A 20,372-nucleotide genomic window follows, 5' to 3' on the forward strand; every position below is an offset into this window, starting at 1 on the left:
CCGCGGTGGCCCGGTGCGCGGTGGCCCGGACCGAGGTGGCCCGGACCGAGGTGGCCCGGACCGAGGTGCTCCGGACCCCGACGACCTGGAGGAGCACGTCCGCCGCGCCGTCGCGGGTGACCGGGCGGCGACGGCGTGGCTGCTGGCCGCCGTCCGGCCGCTGGTCGTGCGCTACTGCCGCGCCCGCCTGGGCCGGCACGAGCGCTCGGGCACCTCGGCCGACGACGTGGCGCAGGAGGTCTGCGTCGCCGTGCTGACGGCGCTGCCCGCCTACCGCGCCGGCCTCGGTCGGCCCTTCCTCGCGTTCGTGCACGGCATCGCGGCGCACAAGGTCGCCGACGCGCGCCGCGCCGCGCTGCGCGACCGGGCCGAGCCCGTGCCGGAGGTGCCCGACGCCCCGGACGGGTCGGCCGGACCCGAGCAGCGCCTGCTGCGCGCGGAGGTGTCGGCCGGGCTCGGCGAGCTGCTGCGCCTGCTGCCGGCGAAGCAGCGGGAGGTCCTGCTGCTCCGCGTCGTGGTCGGGCTCTCCGCCGAGCGGACCGCCGCCGTCGTCGGCGCCACGCCCGGCGCGGTCCGGGTCGCCCAGCACCGGGCGCTGTCCCGGCTGCGCGGGGAAGTCCGGCGACACGCCCGGCTGACAATTACTCAGAGCGACCAATTGCTGTAGTACATTGCTCCGACCGCCTCTTAAACGCCGCCGTTCGGAGCAACTTCGAGTGAGTTGCGTCATCCACGTGAGGGATCGACGTCGCGTTCACATGTGCCCCAACGGGTGGTCCAGCGCACGGACGCCGAGGAGCTCGGGATGGAAGCAGCAGCGGTGGTCGGGTTCGGAGTGGTACCGGGACGTCGCGGTGCGCCGCACGTCTTCGGGAGGAGGTCGGTGATGTCCGCGCAGCACGAGGACGAGCCGGTGTCCTCGGGTCCGTCGGCGGTCGGACCGGCGGAGGTGTCCCCGGTGCCGGTGCCGGTGTCGATGTCGTCGGCGGAGGTGTCGGCGGTGTCGGCGGAGGGAGGGCCGGACGCGCTGGTCGAGCCCGCCATCCGGGGTGACCGGCGGGCGGTGGAGGCGCTGCTCGCGCTGATCCGGCCGTTGATCGTGAAGTACTGCCGGGCGCGGGTGGGCCGCGGGGAGCGGTCGCAGTCGTCGGCGGACGACGTGGCGCAGGAGGTGTGCCTGGCGGTGCTCAAGGCGCTGCCGTCCTACCGGGACCAGGGCAGGCCGTTCCTGGCGTTCGTGTACGGCATCGCCGCGCACAAGGTCGCCGACGCGCACCGGGCGACGGCGCGCAACCGGTCGGAGTCGGTGCCCGACCTGCCGGACGGCGCGGGCAAGGAGCCGGGGCCGGAGCAACGCGCGCTGGACGGCGAGCTGTCCTCGAAGGTGGGGGAGCTGCTGAACGTCCTGCCCGAGCGGCAGCGCGAGATCCTGGTGCTGCGCGTGGTCATGGGCATGTCCGCGGAGGAGACCGCCGAGATGGTCGGGTCCACGGCCGGGGCGGTCCGGGTGGCGCAGCACCGCGCGCTGGCCCGGTTACGCAAGACGCTCGGTCACGACTAGCACGACCTCTCGACGACGTCGGCGATCGGCGCGGCGGACCCCGGTGCCGCCGCCGGGTCCGCGCCCGCCCGCTTCGGCCCCGGGAAGTCCGGCGGCACCTCGCTGACCTGCTCGGATGACCGCCGAAGGGGAGTCCACCGCCAGGCAGGCGTCGATCGGCGGCACCGGGACGTCGCTGGGGCTGCGCGCCCTCGCCGTGGCGTGCCGGAGCTGCGGCTCGGCGCGCGGCTGCGCGCGACCGTCGACCCGACCGACGACCTGTTCACGCTGGAGCGGCTGCGGGGACCGGGTCCGAGCCGCTGACCACGCGCACCCGCTCCACCCCGGGTCGGGACGGGCACGGCCGTCCGCGGCGCCGACGACCGCCGGCGTAGGGTGTCGAACGGGTGTTCGGGGTTCGGGGGAGGGGAACGTGGGCCGCAGCGCCAACCTGCCGCGCGGTCTGGTCGACCGCTTCCTCGCGCGCGGCGACGCGTGGCCCGACGACACCGGCTGCCCGATGCTGCACGTCGACATGGACGCCTTCTACGCCTCGGTCGAGATCCGCGACCGGCCCGAGCTGGCGGACCGGCCCGTGGTCGTGGGCGGCACGGCGAACCGGGGCGTCGTCGCGTCGGCCAACTACCTGGCGCGCGAGTTCGGCGTGCGCTCTGCCATGCCCACCTCGCACGCCCGCAGGCTCGCACCGCACGCGGTGTTCGTGCCGCCGAACTTCGCCCGCTACCAGGAGGTCTCGCGCGGGGTGATGGCGATCTTCCGCGACGTCACGCCGCTGGTCGAGCCGCTGAGCCTGGACGAGGCGTTCCTCGACGTCAGCGGCGCGCTCAAGCGGATGCGGGCGACCCCGGCGGCGGTCGGGCAGCTCATCCGGGCGCAGGTCGAGGAGGCGTTCGGGGTCACCTGCTCGGTGGGTGTCGCGCCGACGAAGTTCCTGGCCAAGCTCGCGTCCGGGATGTGCAAACCGGACGGGCTGATGGTGGTGCCGCGCACGGAGGTGCTGTCGTTCCTGCACCCGCTGCCCGTGTCGGCGCTGTGGGGCGTGGGCAAGCGGACCGCCGAGCAGCTCGACCAGGTGGGGCTGGAGACCGTGGCGGACGTGGCGGCGACACCGCTGCCGAGGCTGCGCAAGGTGCTGGGCGTGGCGCTGGCCGAGCACCTGCACGCGCTCGCGCGCGGCCACGACGACCGGCCCGTCGTGGCGTCGTCCCGGGAGAAGTCGATCGGCGCGGAGGAGACGTTCGAGGTCGACCACTTCGACCGCGAGCTGCTGCGGCGCGAGCTGCTGAGGCTGTCCGAGCGGTCGACGGCGACGCTGCGCTCGCGCGGGCTGCGCGGCCGGACGGTGTCGATCAAGGTGCGGTTCAGCGACTTCACCACGATCACCCGGTCCAGGACGCTGCGCGTCGCCACGGACGTCGCGCAGGAGGTCTACCGGACCGCGTCGACCCTGCTGGACGAGCAGGTGCCGCCGGGCGCGGTGCGGTTGATCGGCGTGCGGGTCGAGCAGCTCGTGGAGGGCGACGGCGGCGAGCAGCTGATGTTCGACGCGCCGGAGCGCGGGTGGCGCGAGGCCGAGCAGGCGGCGGACCAGGCGCGGTCGCGTTTCGGGCGGGCCGCGGTGCGCCCGGCGTCGCTGCTGGACCAGGGGCCGACCCGGTCCGCGGAGACCGAACCCCGCCCCGAGCGCTGACCGGGGCCGCGCCGCCGCGGGCCACCGACCCCGGACCGGGCCGTTCGGGTGGTTCGGGGGCGTGATCACCGCCGCCGGGACGATCACCGTGCACGCTGGAGCCGTGGAGCGGTTCTGGGGTCTCCTCAGCGAGTCCGAGCACGAGCTGCTCGGCACGACGGGCACGGAGCGCGACTACGCCACCGGGACGGTGATCTACCGCGAGGGCGAGGTCACGCGGCACGTGCTCGTGGTCAGGCGCGGCCTGCTGCGGGTCACCGCGACCACGTCCGGCGGCGCGGAGAAGGTGCTGGCCGTGCGGGGCGCGGGCGACATCGTCGGTGAGCGCTCGGCGGTCGACGGGCTGCCGCGCTCGGCGACCGTGGAGGCGCTGGGCGCGGTGCGGGCGCTGGTGCTGTCGGCGACCGGGTTCGCCTCGCTGTGCCAGCGGTACCCGCGCATCGCGTGGACGGTGCTGACCGTGGTCGTCGCCCGGCAGCGCGACACCGACCGGCAGCGCGTGCAGATCAGCGGCACGGCGACCCAGCGCGTCGCGGCCGTGCTGATCGACGTGGCGCTGCGGCGCGGCATCGCCGACCAGGGTGCCGTCGCGCTCAGCCAGGAGGAGCTGGCGAGCATCGCGGGCACGTCGCGGGAATCCCTCGTGCGGGTGCTGCGCGCGTTGCGCGAGGAGGGCATCATCAGCACGGGCCGGCGGAAGATCGAGATCCACCGGGTGAGCCGGCTCTACGATTTCACCAACTGATACCCGTTGTGCGTCACCTGACGCGGTGAAGTGTCGCGAACCCCCCTAGAAATGACCTATCAGTCCTGGTCGGAGGGGGAGTCATGAACCACACCGAGGAACCCGCCAAGTCCCGCCGCCGGTTCACCGAACGGCTTGCCTGCACGCTCGTGTTCACCGCCCTCCAGCTGTGGGCGGCCGTCGTGATCGTGGCCAGGTTCGAGAGCGCCGGTGACGGCGCCGGTGTCGTCGCCCTCGCGGTCGCCCTGGTGCTCGCGGGCGCCCTGGTCGCGGTGCACGACTCGTGGCGCGACGTCCGCGCGGTGCGCAAGGAGCTGGACCTGGAGATCCGCGAGGACCTCGTCCGGCTGTGAAGACCACGCGGTGGCCGACGAGGGGCGGCCGCCGTCCTCCGAGGCATTCCGCGGGCGGTCGGGCCCGCGGAATGCCTCATTTACCCGGAGTTGTCCACAGGCCCGGGAGTTGTCCACAGTTCGCGATCACCTCCTCGACCCACCCGTCGACGGGGGCGATCGTGGACCCATGCACACCACGACCCGCACCACGATCGCCGTCGACGCCCTGGCCGCCCTCTTCCCGCACCGCGTCGCGACCGCCACCGACCTGCTGTCCCTCGGCCTGGGCACCGAGGAGCTGTCCCGCCGCTGCCGCCCGGGGGGCGAGTGGCAGCGCGTGCTGCCGGGGGTCCTGCTCCTGTCGGGCAGCCCGCCGACGCGCCCGCAGCTCGTCCAGGCGGCCCTGCGCCACTGCGGCCCCGGCAGCGTCGTCACGGGCCTCGACGCGCTCCAGCTGCACGGCGTGCGCGCCCTGCCGGCCACCGGCCCGGTCCACGTCCTGGCCACGCGCCCGGTGGAGCCGACGACCAGGGTCCGCACCACGAGGACCCGCCACCCACCGGACCCGGTCCTGCGCAGGGGGTTCCTCACCGCGCCGCTGGCGAGGGCGGCGGCCGACGCCGCCAGGACCCTGGAGACGCGCGACGACATCCGGGCGGTCCTCACCGGGGCGCTGCGCCGGGGTGGTGTCGGGGTCGACGACCTGCGCCCCCACCTGTCCAGGGCGTCGGCCCCGGCCAAGCAGGTCCTGGCCGAACTGGCGGAGGGCGTCCGCTCGGCGCCCCAGGCGTGGGCGAAGGCGCTGCTGGCCACGTTGCCCCTGCCGCCACCGAGGTGGGGCGTCCCGCTGCGCTCGGCGGCGGGCAGGTCCCTGGGCACGGCCGACGCCTGGTGGGACGACCTGGGCCTGGCCTGGCAGTTCGCCACCCGCAACCCCCATGCCCCCGCCCTCGCCGCGACGGGTGCCGTGGTGGTCCACACCTCCCCGGCCCACCTGCGCCACGCCCCGACCGAAGTGGCCAGGACCCTGCTCACCGCAGCGACCCGCGCCACGAGCCGCCCCACGCCCCCGATCACCGCCCACCACCGAGCCACCCACCACCGAGCCACCCACCACCGAGCCGCCCGCCCCCACACCCGCCGAACCACCCACCCGTCCACCGCCGCGCCCGACCCCACCGCCGTCCTCGACCGCACCGCGGCGCCCGGCTCCACCCCCGCGCCCGATCTCACCGCCGCGCCCGACCGCACCGCCGACCGCTGCCCACCGCCGACCGCTCTGCTCTCGCCGGTGTGAGCCGCCGGGACCGCCACCCGACTACGACTTCTGCCCGCCGTCACCCATCGGGTGGGTGTGCTCGGCAGGCGTGCCGGGCGGTGCGGGGCCAGACGACTCGAAAGTGTGATGTCCGTGCGGCGGGCACCTCGTGGTGGGCGGTGCCGGCGGGGCGGTGTGCGGCGTGCGACCCGTCCACTGCCGGCCATCGCGTGTTCGAGTGCCGTCGAAGTCCGCGTAGTTGGCTGGTCACGCGGTGTGTCGGCCGGTGTGCGAACCGGCTGGAAGAACCGACTGGAGGGGCTTGACAGTTGACCAAGGGGTGGTCGTGCGCCACCTCACGAAGGTCTGACCGTTGACCCGTGAGGATGATGGTGACCGAACGAACCGCTTAGGGGCACGGACTGGGTAGTCGCCAAGCCTCCCGAATCGTATCCTGGTTGTGACGCCCCCAGGGCGGGGCGTCCGCCGGGACCGGCGGCAACCGTGATTACCCGGCGCCCGCGACCGCTGTGCCGGAGGAGGAGCCATGCCACTCTCCGAGCACGAGCAGCGACTGCTCGACCAGATCGAGCGCGCGCTCTACGCCGAGGACCCGAAGTTCGCATCCACCGTGCGCGGCGCCAAGCTGCGCAAGCCGTCCCGACGGCGTCGCATCCAAGGCATCGCGCTGTTCGCCGTGGGTGTGGCTCTGCTGGTGACAGGTGTGATGTTGCCGAAGCTCGCTGGTATCCCGGTGGTGAGCGTGGTCGGCTTCCTGTTGATGTTCTTCGGCGTACTGCTCACCGTGACGACACTCCGTCGTGGTGACCAGGCTGCCGAGGAGCCCAGCAAGGAGGGAAGCCGGCCCAGCCGCAGCTCGTTCTCCCAAAAGATGGAAGAACGCTTCCGTCGCCGTTTCGAGGACGAGTAGTCCGCGTAACAGCCCCGATTGAACACGTCCGCACGGCCCGCCCCGAGCACCAGGGGGCGGGCCGTGCGGGTTTCCGCAGTATTCGCGCCTGCCCGGAAAACCGGCACTTCGCGCACGTCCGGGCGAAAACCGGGAAAGACCGGGAAAGGCCGGGACCGGTGTGACGGCGGGTTCGACCGCCCGGACCTGACCTGACCTGGTCCGGTCCGGGCGGTCGAGGTGAGGGGCAGGGCCGGGGTGAGGCCGAGCGGCCCGACCTTCAGCCGCCCGGCTCTCGACCGCCCGGCTCTCGACCGCCCGGTCTTCAGTCGTCGGGGTCGCTCTCCGCGGGCGGCTTCGGCTGGAGCACCGAGCGGGGGAGGACCTTGGCCCTCAGGGCCAGGGGCGCGTTGCGGCCGAGGCTCGCCCGGACGTCGTCCACCGCCTTGGGCAGGGCCGGGTCCGCCTCCTGGTGCGTGCTGTACCAGGCGCGCTCCACCGCGCCCACCACCGTGCGCAGGCCGTCGCGGCCCTGGTCGTCCAGGTTGTGCGCCTTCGCCAACCGGCGGGCGGCGACCCGGATCGTCTCCGTGCTCGGCACGCGGGTGCCCCGGTCCACGGACTCGGCGACCAGCTCCTGCCACGCCGCGCCCGCCGCGCCCGGGCCCAGGCCGGCGACGGCGCGGAGCCGTTCGCGGCGGCGCCAGGCGCGCACCAGGGCCGGTGCCACCACGAGCGCCACCACGATCACCAGCGCGGCCAGCCACCAGCTGACCAGCGCCAGGACCAGGGCCACCGCGATCGCCCACAGCACCGCCGACGCGGCCAGCAAGGCCGGGCGCAGCCTGGTCGTCCTGGTCAGCCACACACCGCCGAAGACGAGCAGCCCCAGCAGCAGCAGCGCGGTCGCGACCGCCGCGGCCAGGGTGATCAGGTGCCACGCGGGCGTCGGGGCGGCCGTCTGCGACGTCCCGTCCTGGCCCTGCGCGTCCGGCGCGGCCGAGGCCGACGCCGAGGCGTCCGGCGCGGTGGTCGTGGTGGTGGTCGTGGCGGCGGCGGCGCTGGAGCCGTCCTCCTCGTCGTCGGCCTCGTTGCCCGAGATGTACGGCGGGGCCACGCCGCGGCCGTCGGAGAGGGGCGTCGGGTCGAAGGTCATCCACCCGTGGCCGGGGAAGTAGACCTCCACCCACGCGTGGGCGTCCTGCGAGGTGATCGTCTGGAAGTCGCCGGTCGGGTACCCGGCGGTGAAGCCGAGGGCCACCCGGGCCGGGATGCCGACGGACCTGGCCATGATCGCCATCGCCGACGCGTACTGCTCGCAGAAGCCCTTCTTGCCGTTGAGCACGAAGTCCTCGAGCGCGCCCGCGCTCATGTCGTTCGTGGTCTCCGTGGTGTACGTGAAGCCCTGCGTGCCGTCGGTGAAGTACCGGTACAGCGCGCTCGCCCGGTCGAACTGGTTGTCCTCGCCGGCCACGATGTCGCGCGCCAGCCGGACGACCCGGTCCTCCACGCCCGGCGCCTCCAGGTACGCGGGGTCGACGTCGACGGGGCCGGTCGCCCTGCGCAGCGTGTCGGCGGACGGCGTGTCCAGCACCGTGCGCAGCGTGTACGTCCCGGACTTGCGGGCCCGCGTCGCGTAGACCATGCCGCGCCCCGCGTCGTACTGGTACGCCTCGTCGACGTCGGGCATCGACCTCGGCCGGCCGTACACCGGCAGCCAGTAGTCGAGCCAGGTGACCGGCTCGATCTTGACCTCCACGACCTCGCCGTCGCGCGGGTCGCCCGGCTGGGGCGGCAGGTCGCCGCGGGCGGGCACGCCGCCCGACAGGTCGCCGCCGCCGGTCCAGCCCTTGTCGGGCACGTACTGCGGCAGCGTCATCGCGCGCAGGTAGGCCGACTCGGGCAGGTCGCGCACCCGGAACATCTCGCGGCTCTGGCCCTGGTTGAGCATGCCGCGCAGCTCGGTGATCGGGTCGATGCCGAGCCCGCCGGAGCCGCCGCCGAGCTCGTCGCCCGTGCCGGGCAGCCGCCCCACGGTGCCGACCAGCGTCAGGCTGCCGCCGGCGAGCAGCGCGATCACCACAGCCATGCCCGCCACCGCGGTCGCCGCCGGGCCCGAACCGCTCTGCCCGGCCCCCGGCAGCCTGCCGCGCCACGCCTCGTGCCGGTGCTGCCCGTCCACGGCCAGCAGCAGCGCGAACGCCGCCGCGCCGAACACGAACGTCCACAGCGGCAGCATCTCGTCGGCCAGCGACGCGGGCACCGCGAACACGCACAGCAGCACCAGGCCGGACGCCGCGGGGGCCGCCGCGCCGACCGCGAGGGCGTCCACCACGACCGCCACCAGGCCGATCGCCACCATCACCAGGCAGCGCATGTTCTGGCTGTCGGGCACCGGCGGCACGCCGGTCTGCACCTCGCCGATCGCGTTGCCCAGCACCGCGCCCAGGTCCTGCAACGACTCGGGGCCCGGCAGGAACACCAGCACGCCGCTGGTCGTGTAGAGCGCCACGAGCAGGCACAGCAGCGCCACCACCTGCCCGAGCACCACCAGCGGCGCGGGCAGCCTGGACGAGCGCAGCAGCACGCCGCTGCCCGCCACCACGACGATCGCGACCGCCAGGTGCACCATCCACAGCACGCCGTCGAGCACGCTCGACAACGCGGTCGCGGCGCACAGCGTCGCCAGCCCGGCGACCGCGGGCGTCGCGGTCACCACCCAGTTCCCGCCCGCCGGAGCAGCCGTCCTGCCGGTCACTCAGCCCACCTCCGTGCGCACCACCGGGCCGCGGTTCCCCGCGCTGTGGCACAGCTCCTGCCAGACCTGCCCCATCGGCGTGTTCGGCCGCGCCACGACCACGCCCCACCCCGCACCGCTCAACAGCTCCCGCGCGTCGGCGGGGTCCGGCGCCGGGTCCTCCGACGCGGACGCCCAGGCCCGCACGTCCAGCACCACGGCGAGGCTGCGCGTCCCGCGCGGGCGGTTGCGCACCAGCGCGTCGACGACGGCGGGCGTGCAGCCGCCGAGGATCGCGATGACCTCCTGACCCGCGCCCGGGTCGACGCCCACGGCGGGTTCGCGCCGGTGGGAGGGCTGCAACGCGGCCAGCGCGTCGAGCGCCACCGCGTCGCTGTACCCGCCGCCGCCCGGTCCGCCCGCCAGCACCCGGCCGTCGTCGCCGACCAGGCGCACCTGGTGGCCGTAGCGGTGCAGGTGCAGCGAGATCGACGCGGCGAACGACACCGCCCACTCCAGGCTCGCGCCGGGACCGCTGCCCCGGTGCCCCGCCAGCCGGTGGTCCAGCAGCACGGTCGTGCCGCCGCGCCACGGCCGCTCCTCGACGCGCACCATCAGCTCGTCGCGCCGCGCCGTCGAGCGCCAGTGCACCTTGCGCAGGTCGTCGCCGTGCCGGTACGGGCGGACCACGGCGTCGTCCTCGCCCTGCCCGGCGCGCAGCCGGATCGAGCCGTCGTCGCCGGAGCCCATGCCCGACCCGCTCGGCAGCCCGGTCAGCTGCACCACCCGCGGCACGACGACGAGCCTGCTGCGGCCCGCCATCTCGCGGTCGAACTCGGCCAGCCCGAACGGGTCGGTGATCCGCGCCAGCAGCGGTCCGACCTGCTGGACGCCGCGCATCACCGGCTTGAGCGGGTAGCGCAGCACGGTCACCGTGTTGCGCGGCAGCCGCTCCACCACGAACCGCGGGCGGGCGCCGAGCGCGTAGGGCACCGCATCTTCCAGCAGCAGCCCGCCGGTCGGCAGCCGGCCCGCGCTGCGCAGCTCCACCCGCACGTCGGTCGGCGACCCCACCTGGACCCGGCTCGGGTGCAGCACGCGGTCCGCGTGCAGGCCCACCCGCGCCCGCTGCGCCAGCAGGGCGGCGAGCAGCGGCAGCGCCACCACGAACGCCGCGACGCGGAGCAGGTCGCGCTCGTTCAGCACGACCGCGCACAGGCCCGCGGCGAACCCGGCCGCCAGCAGGCACCGGCCGCGGGTGGTCAGGCCGGACAGCGCTCCCCGCATGTCAGCGGTGGTGGTTCGGGTTGGTGTTGTGCAGGAACTGGCCGGTCGGGTCGAGCGCGGCCTGCGGCACCGGTACCCGCTGGAGCAGGCCGCGCACCAGGTCGGCCGAGGACCGCCGGGCCGCCTGCGCCTCCGCGGTCAGCACCAGGCGGTGCGCGAGCACCGGCACGGCCACCGCGTGGACGTCGTCGGGGACCACGAAGTCGCGACCGGCCAGCGCCGCCTGCGCCCGCGCCGACCGCACCAGCTGGAGCGTCGAGCGCGGCGACGCGCCCAGCCGCAGCTCGGGCAGCCGCCGGGTGGCGCCGACCAGCTCGACGGCGTAGCGCCGGATCTCGGTCGACAGGTGCACCCGCCGCACGGCCTGGATCAGCCTGAGCACCTGCGCGGAGTCCGACACCGGCCGCAGGTCGGACATCGGGTCGTGGCCCGCGTGCTCGTCGACCATGGCCAGCTCGGCCTGCGGGTCGGGGTAGCCGATCGACACGCGCGCGGTGAAGCGGTCGCGCTGCGCCTCGGGCAGGGCGTAGGTGCCCTCCATCTCGATCGGGTTCTGCGTGGCGATCACCATGAACGGCGCGCCGAGCGGGTAGGTCTGCCCGTCGACGGTGACCTGGTGCTCCTCCATGCACTCCAGCAGCGCGGACTGCGTCTTCGGCGAGGCGCGGTTGATCTCGTCGCCCACCACGATGTTCGCGAACACCGGGCCGGGGCGGAACTCGAAGTCGTTGTCCTGCCGGTTGTAGATCGACACACCGGTGATGTCGCTGGGCAGCAGGTCGGGCGTGAACTGGATGCGGCTGACCGTGCAGTCGATCGACCGGGCCAGCGCCTTGGCCAGCGACGTCTTGCCGACGCCCGGCACGTCCTCGACCAGCAGGTGCCCCTCGGCCAGCAGGGTGACCAGGGCGACGCGCACCACGTCCGGCTTGCCGACGATGACCTTCTCGACGTTCGCGGCGATCCGGCCGACCACGGTGTGCAGCTCGCCCAGCACCTCGTCCAGCCGGGGCGAGCCGTTCACCGGCACCGTCTGGTCCACGTGGTTCACCGCGGGGCCGCCGGCACCGTAGGGGTGCTCGGGCGCGGCTGGCTGGGTACTCGGAGTCACTCGACCTCCTGGAGCAGGGCGCGGCCCTCCCGCGACCGGTTCGCGGTGGCGGTGAGCGTTTCACGCAGTGTGTCAAACCAGGGCGAAGCGCCCCACACCGATTGAACATTCTCGCGCGGCCGGTTTCCACGGCCCGCGTGCCCCACCGGTCCAGGCCCGCCCACCACGATTCCCCACCTCGGTGCCGGCTGAACCGGTTTTGCCCGATTTTGTTGAGCCGTTCGGGTGAAGTTCGGCCCTGTTCAGCTCACCCGGCGAGGTGGTGACGGCGCGCTTCCCCCACCGCCCGCCCCACTGGTCATATCGCCTCTACCTGCGCAAACGTTCCGGGGGAGGGGTCGCCTCCCCCCGTTTCAGCGTTGACTGTGGGGAAAAGTGGGGTACTGTGGCGGCCGGTGGGGCAGACGGGGGCCCCACTGCCGGTCGTCAGTTCGACATCCGGCCCCGGGAGGTGGGTGCGCAGTGTTCCTGGGCACGCACAACCCGAGGTTGGACGACAAGGGTCGGATCACGCTGCCTGCGAAGTTCCGGGACGCGCTAGCGGGGGGTCTCATGGTCACCAAGGGCCAGGACCACTGCCTCTACGTGTTCCCGCGGGCCGAGTTCGAGCAGATGGCGCGCAAGGTCGCGGAGGCCCCGTTCACGAACGAGGCGGTCCGCGCCTACCAGCGCTACCTGTTCGCCGGCACCGACGAGCAGCGGCCGGACGGCCAGGGCCGGGTGCTCATCGCCCCGGAACTGCGCCGGTACGCGGGGTTGACCAAGGAGTGCGTGGTCATCGGCGCGATCACCCGGCTGGAGATCTGGGACGCGACGGCGTGGCAGCGCTACATGGACGAGCACGAGGAGCGGTACGCGCAAGCCCGCGAGGAGGTGTTCCCCGGTCTGTTCTGATCGGCCGTGATTCGAGGTTTCGGGTGCCGTGAGGCCTCGGTCCGCTCGGCTTTCGGCCCTGGCGCACCTTCCCCGGCGCCAGGTCCGACGGGCGGGCGGGGACCTGACGACACCCGAATTTTTCCGTTGCACGAGGGGGGACCATCCAGGGAGGGGTCGTGGTGGAGCAGGCGCGGCACGTGCCGGTGCTGCTCGATCGCGTCCTCGGCCTGCTGGCCCCCGCGCTGGCCGACCGGGACGACGCCGTGTTCGTCGACTGCACGCTCGGCCTGGGCGGGCACTCCGAGGCGGTGCTCCGGGCGCACCCGAACGTGCGGCTGATCGGGCTGGACCGCGACCCGCAGGCCATCGCGCTGTCGAAGGAGCGGCTCGCGCCGTTCGGCGACCGCGTCTCCTTCGTGCAGACCACCTACGACGACATCGTCGAGGCGGTCGACGGCGTGAAGGTGCAGGGCGTCCTGATGGACCTCGGCGTCTCGTCCCTGCAGCTCGACGCCGAGGAGCGCGGGTTCGCCTACTCCAGGGACGCGCCGCTGGACATGCGGATGAGCGCGGGCTCGGGGCCGACGGCGGCCGACGTGCTCAACGAGTACCCCGCCGGCGAGCTGACCCGCGTGCTGCGCGACTACGGCGAGGAGCGGTTCGCCCGCAAGATCGCCGGCGCGGTCGTGCGGGAACGGGCGCGCGAGCCGTTCACCACCAGCGGCCGGCTGGTCCGGCTGCTCTACGACGTGGTGCCCGCGGCGACGCGGCGCACCGGCGGGCACCCGGCCAAGCGCACGTTCCAGGCGCTGCGGATCGAGGTCAACCAGGAGCTGGAGTCGCTGCGCGCGGCCCTGCCCGCGGCGCTGTCGGTGCTGGCGGTCGGCGGCCGGATCGTCGTGGAGTCCTACCAGTCCCTGGAGGACCGCATGGTCAAGCGCGCGTTCGCCGAGCTGGCCGCCTCCACGACACCGCTGGACCTGCCGGTCGAGCTGCCCGGCCACAGCCCCGAGCTGCGGTTGGTGACGCGCGGCGCCGAGCAGGCCAACGAGCAGGAGATCGAGGACAACCCCAGGGCCGCGTCGGTGAGGCTGCGGGCCGCGGAACGCATCAGGGAGGCGACATGACCGCACCGGCACGGACCGGCGGCGGCGTGCCGACGCCCAAGCCCCGGTCGGGCACGGGGGCGAACCCGCGCGAGCGCGCCCTGCGGTCCGTCCCGGCGGAGCGCCGCAGGTCGCCCGCCGCGGAGCGGGCCTACGCGCGGCGCGCGCAGCGGACGTCGCCCAGGCGCGGCCCGGCCGTGACGCGGCAACCCGTCGTGGCGCCCAAGGCGCCGTTCGTCGTGATGGTCATGGTGGTGCTCGGCGTGGGCATCGCCGCGATCATGTGGCTGTCGACGCAGGCCACCGCGGACTCCTACCGCCTCCAGGACGCGCGGGCCGAGGAGACCAGGCTCGCCCGGCAGGTCGAGCAGCTGCGGCAGGAGGTGGCGCTCGCCGAGTCGCCGCTGGAGCTGGCCGCCGCCGCCGAGAAGCTCGGGCTGCTCCCGGCGGGCGACCCGGCCCGGTTGCGGCAGCTGCCCGACGGGACGGTCGAGGTGTACGGCAAGCCATCCGCCGTGCAGCCGCCCCCGCCCCCGCAGACGACGACCCAGAGCGCGGCGCCGCCCGCCGCGCCGCCCCCCGCGCAGGAGCAGGGGGCGCAACCGCCCGAAGGACAGTCGGTACCAGGAGGTCAGTGATGCCGGGGCCCAGCCGGGGCAGGCCCGCCCGTCGCCCGTTGTCGGTCCGGGGCTCCGCCCCCAAGCGGCGACGCGGCGGCAACAGCCGGGTCCGCCTGGCGGTGGGGCGGCTGCTGCTCGTGGGCGCCCTGCTGGCCGCCGGGATCAAGCTGGTGCAGGTGCAGGGCTTCCAGGCCGAGGCGCTGTCCGCGCAGGCCGAGCAGCAGCGCGCCACGCCCATCGACATCCCCGCGGCGCGGGGCTCCATCCTGGACCGCAACGGCAACCAGCTCGCGTTCAGCGTGGAGGCGCGCGCCCTGTACGCCGTGCCGCAGCTGATGCGCAAGGAGTGGGCCAAGGCGCAGGAGCGCGACCCGGACATCGGCAGCTTCGAGGACCGCATCGCCGACATCGCGGCGTTCGTCGAGCAGACGCTCGGCAAGGAGGTCAACGGCCAGCGGACCGACCGGGACACCGTGCTGGCCAAGCTCTCCCAGGACACCACCTACGTCGAGCTGGTCGACAACGTCGACCCGGGCAAGGCCGCCGTCATCACCGAGAAGTACTTCAACATCGGCTCGGAGTACCGGGCGGTGCGCGTCTACCCGAACGGCGAGCTGGCGGCGAACATCATCGGCGCGGCGAACTGGCGCAAGAACGAGGACCCGCCCGCCACGCACGGCCTGCTGGGCCTGGAGATCTCCGAGGACAACCTGCTGGCCGGCAACAAGGGGCGGCGCGTCGTCGACACCATGCAGGGCAACGACGACGTGGTCATCCCCGGGCCGGGCCGCTCCCGCGAGCTGGCCGCCGCCACCCCGGGCAAGAGCCTGGAGCTGACGCTCGACATCGACACGCAGTACGCGCTCCAGCGCATGGTCACCGACTACACCGCGGACACGGCCGCCCGCGGCGGGTCCGCCGTGGTGCTCGACGCGCGCTCGGGCGAGATCCTGGCGATGGCCAACGACAAGACGTTCGACCCGAACCAGCTGGGCAAGGCCACCGAGGACCAGGTGCGCAACGCCGCCGTGTCCTCCGTGTTCGAGCCCGGTTCGGTGAACAAGGTCGTCACCGCCGCCACGGCCGTCGAGGACGGCCTCTACCAGCCGGACAGCGTCCTCCAGGTCGACAGCAGCATCGCCGTCGCCGACCGGGTCATCAAGGACGCCGTCCACCACCCCCTCCAGGACATGACGTTCACCGGCGTGTTCGCCAAGTCGTCCAACGTCGGCACGCTGATGGCGGCGCAGGCGATCGGCGAGGACCGGTACGCCGACATGCTCACCAAGTTCGGCCTCGGCAAGCGCACCCAGTCCGGCCTGCCCGGCGAGGAGGCGGGGTACGTGCCGCCGCGCAACCAGTGGTCGGGCTCGACGTTCGGCAACCTGCCCATCGGCCAGGGCCTGAGCATGACCCTGCTCCAGATGACCGGCATGTACCAGGCCATCGCGAACGACGGCGTGCGCGTCCCGCCGCGCATCATCCGCGCCCAGGTCTCCGCGGACGGCGCCCGCAAGGAGGCGCAGGCCCCGGAGGGCGTGCGGGTGGTGTCGCCGGAGACCGCGAAGACGGTCCGCGACATGTTCCGCGCGGTCGTGCAGAAGTCCACGAGCGACCCCGACCAGAGCGGCACGGGGACGTCCGCGGCGCTGCCCGGCTACCAGGTCACCGGCAAGACGGGCACGGCGCAGCAGGTCGACCCGAAGTGCGACTGCTACTCGCAGAGCCAGTACTGGATCACGTTCGCGGGCATCTTCCCGGCCGACAACCCGCGCTACGTCATCGGGATCGTGCTGGACAACCCGACCCGGGGCGTGCAGTCCGCCGCGCCGCTGTTCCACGACGTCGCGTCCTACCTGGCGCAGCGCTACCAGGTGCCGATGTCGGCGGAGCAGAGCCCCGTCGTGCCGCTGATCCTCAAGCCGTAACGCCTCGTCGGCCGGCCGGGCGAACGCGACGAACGCGGCGCGATCACCGCGGATCACGTGCCGGAACCGGTTTCGGGCACGTCCGCGGTGGACGTGCCGCATGACCACTCTGCGTGCGCCGGTAGCCTTCCGCGCGTGCCTGCCAAGCTCGAGGGCAAGGTCGCGACCGCCCCGCCTCGCCCTTCCCGCACCCAGCCCGTTCCCGTGTCGGAGCTCGCCACGACCGTCGACGCGCACCTGACCGCACCCGACCGGGCCCACGTCCTGGTGAGCGGGGTGACGTTGCGCGCCCAGCACGTGCGGCCCGGCGACCTGTTCGCCGCCCTGCCGGGCACCCGCGTGCACGGCGCCGACTTCGCCGACCGGGCCGTCGAGGCCGGGGCGGTGGCCGTGCTGACCGACGCCGAGGGCGCCGCCAAGGTCCGCGGCGTGCCGGTGCTGGTGCACCCGGAGCCGCGCGCCGTGCTCGGCGCGCTCGCCGCCCGCGTCTACGGCAACCCGTCCGCGCGGGTGGCCGTGTGGGGCGTGACCGGCACGTCCGGCAAGACCACCACCACCTACATGGTCGAGTCCGCGCTGAAGGCGGCCGGCCGGGCCACCGGCCTGATCGGCACGGTGGAGACGCGCATCGCCGGCGAACGGCTCGACAGCGCGCTCACCACGCCCGAGGCGCCCGACCTCCAGGCGCTGCTGGCCGTGATGCACGAGCGCGGCACCACGGACGTGGCGATGGAGGTCTCCAGCCACGCCCTGCGCCTGGGCCGGGTCGGCGGCGTCGGGTTCGCGGTCGGCGCGTTCACCAACCTGTCGCAGGACCACCTGGACTTCCACCCGGACATGGAGGACTACTTCCGGACGAAGGCCGAGCTGTTCGACGGCCGGGCCCGCACGGAGGTCGTCTGCGTCGACGGCGACTGGGGCCCGCGGCTGGTCAAGCCGGGCACGGTCACCGTGGCGACCACCCGCGACGCGGTGTGGACGGCCAGCGGTGTCACCGTCAGCGCCACCGGCGAGCAGAGCTTCACCGCGCACGGCCCCGACGGGGCGTCGATCGACGTGGAGCTGCGCCTGCCCGGCGAGTTCAACGTGGCCAACGCCCTGCTCGCGATCGGCTGCCTGCACGCCCGGGGCATCGACCACGGGGCCATCCGCGCGGGCCTGCGCGACGTCGAGGTGCCGGGCCGGATGCAGCGCGTCGACGAGGGGCAGGACTTCACCGCCGTCGTCGACTACTCCCACAAGCCCGCCGCCGTCGCGCTCGCGCTGGACGCGGTGCGGGCGCGGGCGACCGGCCGGATCATCACCGTCCTGGGCTGCGGCGGCGACCGGGACACCGCCAAGCGCCCGCTCATGGGCGAGGAGGCGGCCCGGCGCAGCGACGTGCTGGTCGTGACCGACGACAACCCGCGCACCGAGGACCCGGCCGAGATCCGGGCCGCGATGCTGCGCGGCGCCCTGGCGGTGCCGGACGCCGAGCGCGGCGAGGTCGTGGAGATCGGCGACCGCCGCCTGGCCATCGCGCACGCCGTGGGCGAGGCCCGTGCCGGTGACGTCGTCGTCGTGGCCGGCAAGGGCCACGAGACCGGCCAGGAGGTCGCGGGTGTCGTGCACCCGTTCTCCGACGTCGAAACCCTGGCCGACGCCATCCGAGGAGCCGCGCGGTGATCCCCCTGACCCTGGCCGAGATCGCCGAGGTCGTCGGCGGCGAGGTCCACCACGCCACCGGCGACGAGGTCGTCACCGGCGGTGTCGAGTTCGACACCCGGAAGGTCGCCGCCGGCGACCTGTTCCTGGCCCTGCCCGGCGAACGCGTCGACGGCCACGACTTCGCCGCGCGGGCGATCGGGGCGGGCGCGGTGGCGGTGCTCGCCGGCCGCCCGGTCGACGCGCCGTCCGTGGTGGTCCCGCCGCTGGTCAAGACCGGCAACGCGTACGTGCTGTCCGGTGACGTCGACGGCGCGGGCGCGGCGGTGCTGGCCGCGCTGGCCAAGCTGGCCCGGCACGTCGTCGACCGGCTGCCGGACCTCACCGTGGTCGGCGTGACCGGCTCGTCGGGCAAGACCTCCACCAAGGACCTCATCGCGCAGGTCCTCGCGCCGCTCGGCGAGACCATCGCGCCGCCCGGGTCGTTCAACAACGAGCTGGGCCACCCGTGGACCGCCCTGCGCGCCACCGCGACCACCCGGTTCCTGGTGCTGGAGCTGTCCGCCCGCGGCAAGGGGCACATCGCCGAGCTGTGCGAGGTCGCGCCGCCGCGCGTGGGCGCGGTGCTCAACGTGGGCAGCGCGCACGTCGGCGAGTTCGGCTCCAAGCAGGGCATCGCCCAGGCCAAGGGCGAGCTGGTCGAGGCGCTGCCCGCCGACGGCGTGGCCGTGCTCAACGCCGACGACCCGCTGGTCGCGGGCATGGCGCCGCGCACGCGGGCCCGCGTCGTGCTGGTCGGCGAACGCCCCGACGCGCACGTCCGGGCGGTCGACGTCGAGCTGGACGAGCAGGCCCGCGCCGGCTTCACGCTGGTCGCGCCGCAGGGCGAGGCGCGCGTGCGGCTCGCCGTGCACGGCCCGCACCAGGTCGGCAACGCGCTCACCGCCGCCGCCGTCGCGCTGGAGTTCGGCGCGACGCCGCAGCAGGTCGCGGACGCCCTCGGCAAGGCCGAGCGGGTGTCGGCGCACCGCATGGCGGTCGCCGAACGTCCTGACGGTGTGACCGTCGTCAACGACGCGTACAACGCCAACCCCGAGTCGGTGAAGGCGGCGCTGAAGTCGCTGGCCACCATCTCGCGGTCCGCCACCCCGCCCCGCCGCAGCTGGGCGGTGCTCGGCCCGATGGCGGAGCTCGGCGCGGACTCGGTCCGCGCGCACGACGAGATCGGCAGGCTCGTGGTCCGCCTGGACATCAACAAGCTGGTCGTCGTCGGGCAGGACGCCCGCGCGATGCACCAGGGAGCGCACCTGGAAGGATCATGGGGCGAAGAAGCGGTTCTGGTGCCGGACGTCGCCGCGGCGGTCCAGCTGCTGAGCGACGAGGTGCGACCGGGTGACGTCGTGCTGGTGAAGGCATCCAATTCATACGGCCTGTGGCGGGTTGCCGAGGCTCTCCTGGAGGCGGGCAGCAAGTGAAGAGCATCCTGATCGCGGCGGCCATCGCGCTGATCACGTCGATCATGCTGACGCCGTACCTGATCAAGATCTTCTCGCGGCAGGGCTTCGGCCAGGAGATCCGCGAAGAGGGCCCGCAGAGCCACAAGACCAAGCGCGGCACGCCCACCATGGGCGGCGTCGCGATCCTGGTGGCGATGTGGGCGGGCTACCTCGGGTCGCACCTGGTGAACTCGATGTCGGCCTCCGCGCAGGACCAGACGCCCAGCGCGTCCGGCCTGCTCGTGCTGATGCTGACGACCTCGCTCGGCGTCGTCGGCTTCCTCGACGACTTCATCAAGATCCGCAAGCAGCGCAACCTCGGCCTGAACAAGACCGCGAAGCTGGTCGGCCAGTTCGTCGCCACGATCATCTTCGCCGTCCTGGTCGTGCAGTTCCCGAACAAGGACGGCTGGACGCCCGCGTCGGTCAACCTGTCCTTCGTGCGCGACATCAGCGTGGTGTCGTTCGGCGTCGTCGGCTTCGTGGTGTTCTGCTACGCGGCGATCTCCGCGTGGTCGAACGCGGTGAACCTGACCGACGGCCTCGACGGCCTGGCCGGCGGCACGTCCGCGATGGTGCTCGGCACCTACGTGGTCATCAGCTTCTGGCAGTTCCGCTACAACTGCTCCAACCTGCTCGTCGCCGGCTGCTACGACGTGCGCGACCCGCTGGACCTGGCGCTCGTCGCCGCCGCCGCGATGGCCGGCTGCATCGGCTTCCTGTGGTGGAACGCCGCGCCCGCCAAGATCTTCATGGGCGACACCGGCTCGCTCGCGCTCGGCGGCCTGGTCGCCGGTCTGTCCATCACGACCCGCACCGAGCTGCTCATGGTCGTCATCGGCGGCCTGTTCGTGGTCGAGGCGCTGTCGGTGGTGCTCCAGGTCGCCGTGTTCCGCACGTCGCGGCGACGCCTGTTCCGGATGGCGCCGTTCCACCACCACTTCGAACTCGCCGGGTGGGCGGAAACCACGGTGATCATCCGGTTCTGGCTGCTCGCGGGCATGTGCTGCATGCTCGGGCTCGGCCTGTTCTACAGCGAGTGGCTCACCGCGGTGGAGAGCTGACGCC

General features: G+C 73.9%; 17 protein-coding genes. 14 read left to right on the forward strand and 3 right to left on the reverse strand.

The genetic code is table 11. The annotated features are described in order from the left end of the window. The first annotated feature begins 85 nt into the window (after positions 1-85). From shbA to ACR807_RS02235, 7 genes are all read left to right on the forward strand, one after another. On the forward strand, positions 86-667 hold the full coding sequence (gene shbA, locus ACR807_RS02205) for an RNA polymerase sigma factor ShbA (RefSeq protein ID WP_438919549.1): 582 nt from the start codon (positions 86-88) through the stop codon (positions 665-667). 309 nt (positions 668-976) lie between these two features. Continuing rightward, positions 977-1,561 carry a sigma-70 family RNA polymerase sigma factor gene (locus tag ACR807_RS02210; RefSeq protein ID WP_438919550.1) on the forward strand — a complete coding sequence of 195 codons (585 nt, stop codon included), beginning with the start codon at positions 977-979 and terminating at the stop codon, positions 1,559-1,561. Between the two features lie 412 nt (positions 1,562-1,973). Next, positions 1,974-3,251 carry a DNA polymerase IV gene (locus ACR807_RS02215; protein WP_438919464.1) on the forward strand — a complete coding sequence of 426 codons (1,278 nt, stop codon included), beginning with the start codon at positions 1,974-1,976 and terminating at the stop codon, positions 3,249-3,251. Between the two features lie 61 nt (positions 3,252-3,312). Next, positions 3,313-3,996 carry a Crp/Fnr family transcriptional regulator gene (locus ACR807_RS02220; protein ID WP_438919465.1) on the forward strand — a complete coding sequence of 228 codons (684 nt, stop codon included), beginning with the start codon at positions 3,313-3,315 and terminating at the stop codon, positions 3,994-3,996. 83 nt (positions 3,997-4,079) lie between these two features. Further along, the gene (locus tag ACR807_RS02225; RefSeq protein ID WP_438919466.1) at positions 4,080-4,349 is read left to right on the forward strand and encodes a hypothetical protein; all 270 of its coding nucleotides are present in this window, start codon (positions 4,080-4,082) and stop codon (positions 4,347-4,349) included. A 169-nt stretch (positions 4,350-4,518) separates the two neighbouring features. Next, positions 4,519-5,628 carry a hypothetical protein gene (locus tag ACR807_RS02230; protein WP_438919467.1) on the forward strand — a complete coding sequence of 370 codons (1,110 nt, stop codon included), beginning with the start codon at positions 4,519-4,521 and terminating at the stop codon, positions 5,626-5,628. A 508-nt stretch (positions 5,629-6,136) separates the two neighbouring features. Continuing rightward, a complete protein-coding gene (locus ACR807_RS02235) occupies positions 6,137-6,520 on the forward strand; it encodes an SCO2097 family morphological protein (protein WP_438919468.1) in 384 nt (127 codons plus the stop codon). Positions 6,521-6,824: 304 nt separating this feature from the next. Here ACR807_RS02235 and ACR807_RS02240 read toward each other — a convergent pair whose 3' ends face one another. The 3 genes from ACR807_RS02240 to ACR807_RS02250 are packed head-to-tail and all read right to left on the reverse strand — an operon-like array spanning position 6,825 to position 11,634. Next, positions 6,825-9,257: a transglutaminase TgpA family protein gene (locus ACR807_RS02240; protein WP_438919469.1), complete on the reverse strand. Its 2,433-nt coding sequence runs from the start codon at positions 9,255-9,257 to the stop codon at positions 6,825-6,827. Next, entirely contained in the window at positions 9,258-10,523 is a 1,266-nt protein-coding gene (locus ACR807_RS02245) for a DUF58 domain-containing protein (protein WP_438919470.1), read from the reverse strand. A 1-nt stretch (position 10,524) separates the two neighbouring features. Continuing rightward, complete coding sequence (locus ACR807_RS02250) at positions 10,525-11,634, reverse strand: AAA family ATPase (protein ID WP_438919471.1); 1,110 nt, start codon at positions 11,632-11,634, stop codon at positions 10,525-10,527. Between the two features lie 462 nt (positions 11,635-12,096). On the opposite strand from ACR807_RS02250, the gene mraZ reads away from it, so the two are divergent. The 7 genes from mraZ to mraY all read left to right on the forward strand — a co-directional run bounded on the left by mraZ (position 12,097) and on the right by mraY (position 20,368). Beyond that, a complete protein-coding gene (gene mraZ, locus ACR807_RS02255; protein ID WP_438919472.1) occupies positions 12,097-12,528 on the forward strand; it encodes a division/cell wall cluster transcriptional repressor MraZ in 432 nt (143 codons plus the stop codon). 158 nt (positions 12,529-12,686) lie between these two features. Next, entirely contained in the window at positions 12,687-13,637 is a 951-nt protein-coding gene (gene rsmH, locus ACR807_RS02260) for a 16S rRNA (cytosine(1402)-N(4))-methyltransferase RsmH (RefSeq protein ID WP_438919473.1), read from the forward strand. After that, a complete protein-coding gene (gene ftsL / locus ACR807_RS02265; RefSeq protein WP_438919474.1) occupies positions 13,634-14,254 on the forward strand; it encodes a cell division protein FtsL in 621 nt (206 codons plus the stop codon). The genes rsmH and ftsL overlap by 4 nt, the downstream gene beginning before the upstream one ends. Next, entirely contained in the window at positions 14,254-16,164 is a 1,911-nt protein-coding gene (locus ACR807_RS02270) for a peptidoglycan D,D-transpeptidase FtsI family protein (protein ID WP_438919475.1), read from the forward strand. The genes ftsL and ACR807_RS02270 overlap by 1 nt, the downstream gene beginning before the upstream one ends. Before the next feature lie 135 nt (positions 16,165-16,299). Further along, complete coding sequence (locus ACR807_RS02275; protein WP_438919476.1) at positions 16,300-17,829, forward strand: UDP-N-acetylmuramoyl-L-alanyl-D-glutamate--2,6-diaminopimelate ligase; 1,530 nt, start codon at positions 16,300-16,302, stop codon at positions 17,827-17,829. Further along, on the forward strand, positions 17,826-19,283 hold the full coding sequence (locus tag ACR807_RS02280; protein ID WP_438919477.1) for a UDP-N-acetylmuramoyl-tripeptide--D-alanyl-D-alanine ligase: 1,458 nt from the start codon (positions 17,826-17,828) through the stop codon (positions 19,281-19,283). Before ACR807_RS02275 ends, ACR807_RS02280 begins: the two co-directional genes overlap by 4 nt. After that, positions 19,280-20,368: a phospho-N-acetylmuramoyl-pentapeptide-transferase gene (mraY, locus tag ACR807_RS02285; protein WP_438919478.1), complete on the forward strand. Its 1,089-nt coding sequence runs from the start codon at positions 19,280-19,282 to the stop codon at positions 20,366-20,368. Before ACR807_RS02280 ends, mraY begins: the two co-directional genes overlap by 4 nt. The last annotated feature ends 4 nt before the right edge of the window (positions 20,369-20,372 follow it).

The organism is Saccharothrix sabaoui, from assembly GCF_051756985.1.
Classification (GTDB): Bacteria; Actinomycetota; Actinomycetes; order Mycobacteriales; family Pseudonocardiaceae; genus Actinosynnema.

Bases quoted from the DNA above. Each gene is read 5' to 3' on its own strand.
- ACR807_RS02270 (WP_438919475.1), top strand. From the start codon at position 14,254: ATGCCGGGGCCCAGCCGGGGCAGGCCCGCCCGTCGCCCGTTGTCGGTC.
- ACR807_RS02230 (WP_438919467.1), top strand. From the start codon at position 4,519: ATGCACACCACGACCCGCACCACGATCGCCGTCGACGCCCTGGCCGCC.
- ACR807_RS02235 (WP_438919468.1), top strand. From the start codon at position 6,137: ATGCCACTCTCCGAGCACGAGCAGCGACTGCTCGACCAGATCGAGCGC.
- ACR807_RS02245 (WP_438919470.1), bottom strand. From the start codon at position 10,523: ATGCGGGGAGCGCTGTCCGGCCTGACCACCCGCGGCCGGTGCCTGCTG.
- ftsL (WP_438919474.1), top strand. From the start codon at position 13,634: ATGACCGCACCGGCACGGACCGGCGGCGGCGTGCCGACGCCCAAGCCC.
- ACR807_RS02225 (WP_438919466.1), top strand. From the start codon at position 4,080: ATGAACCACACCGAGGAACCCGCCAAGTCCCGCCGCCGGTTCACCGAA.
- ACR807_RS02210 (WP_438919550.1), top strand. From the start codon at position 977: ATGTCGTCGGCGGAGGTGTCGGCGGTGTCGGCGGAGGGAGGGCCGGAC.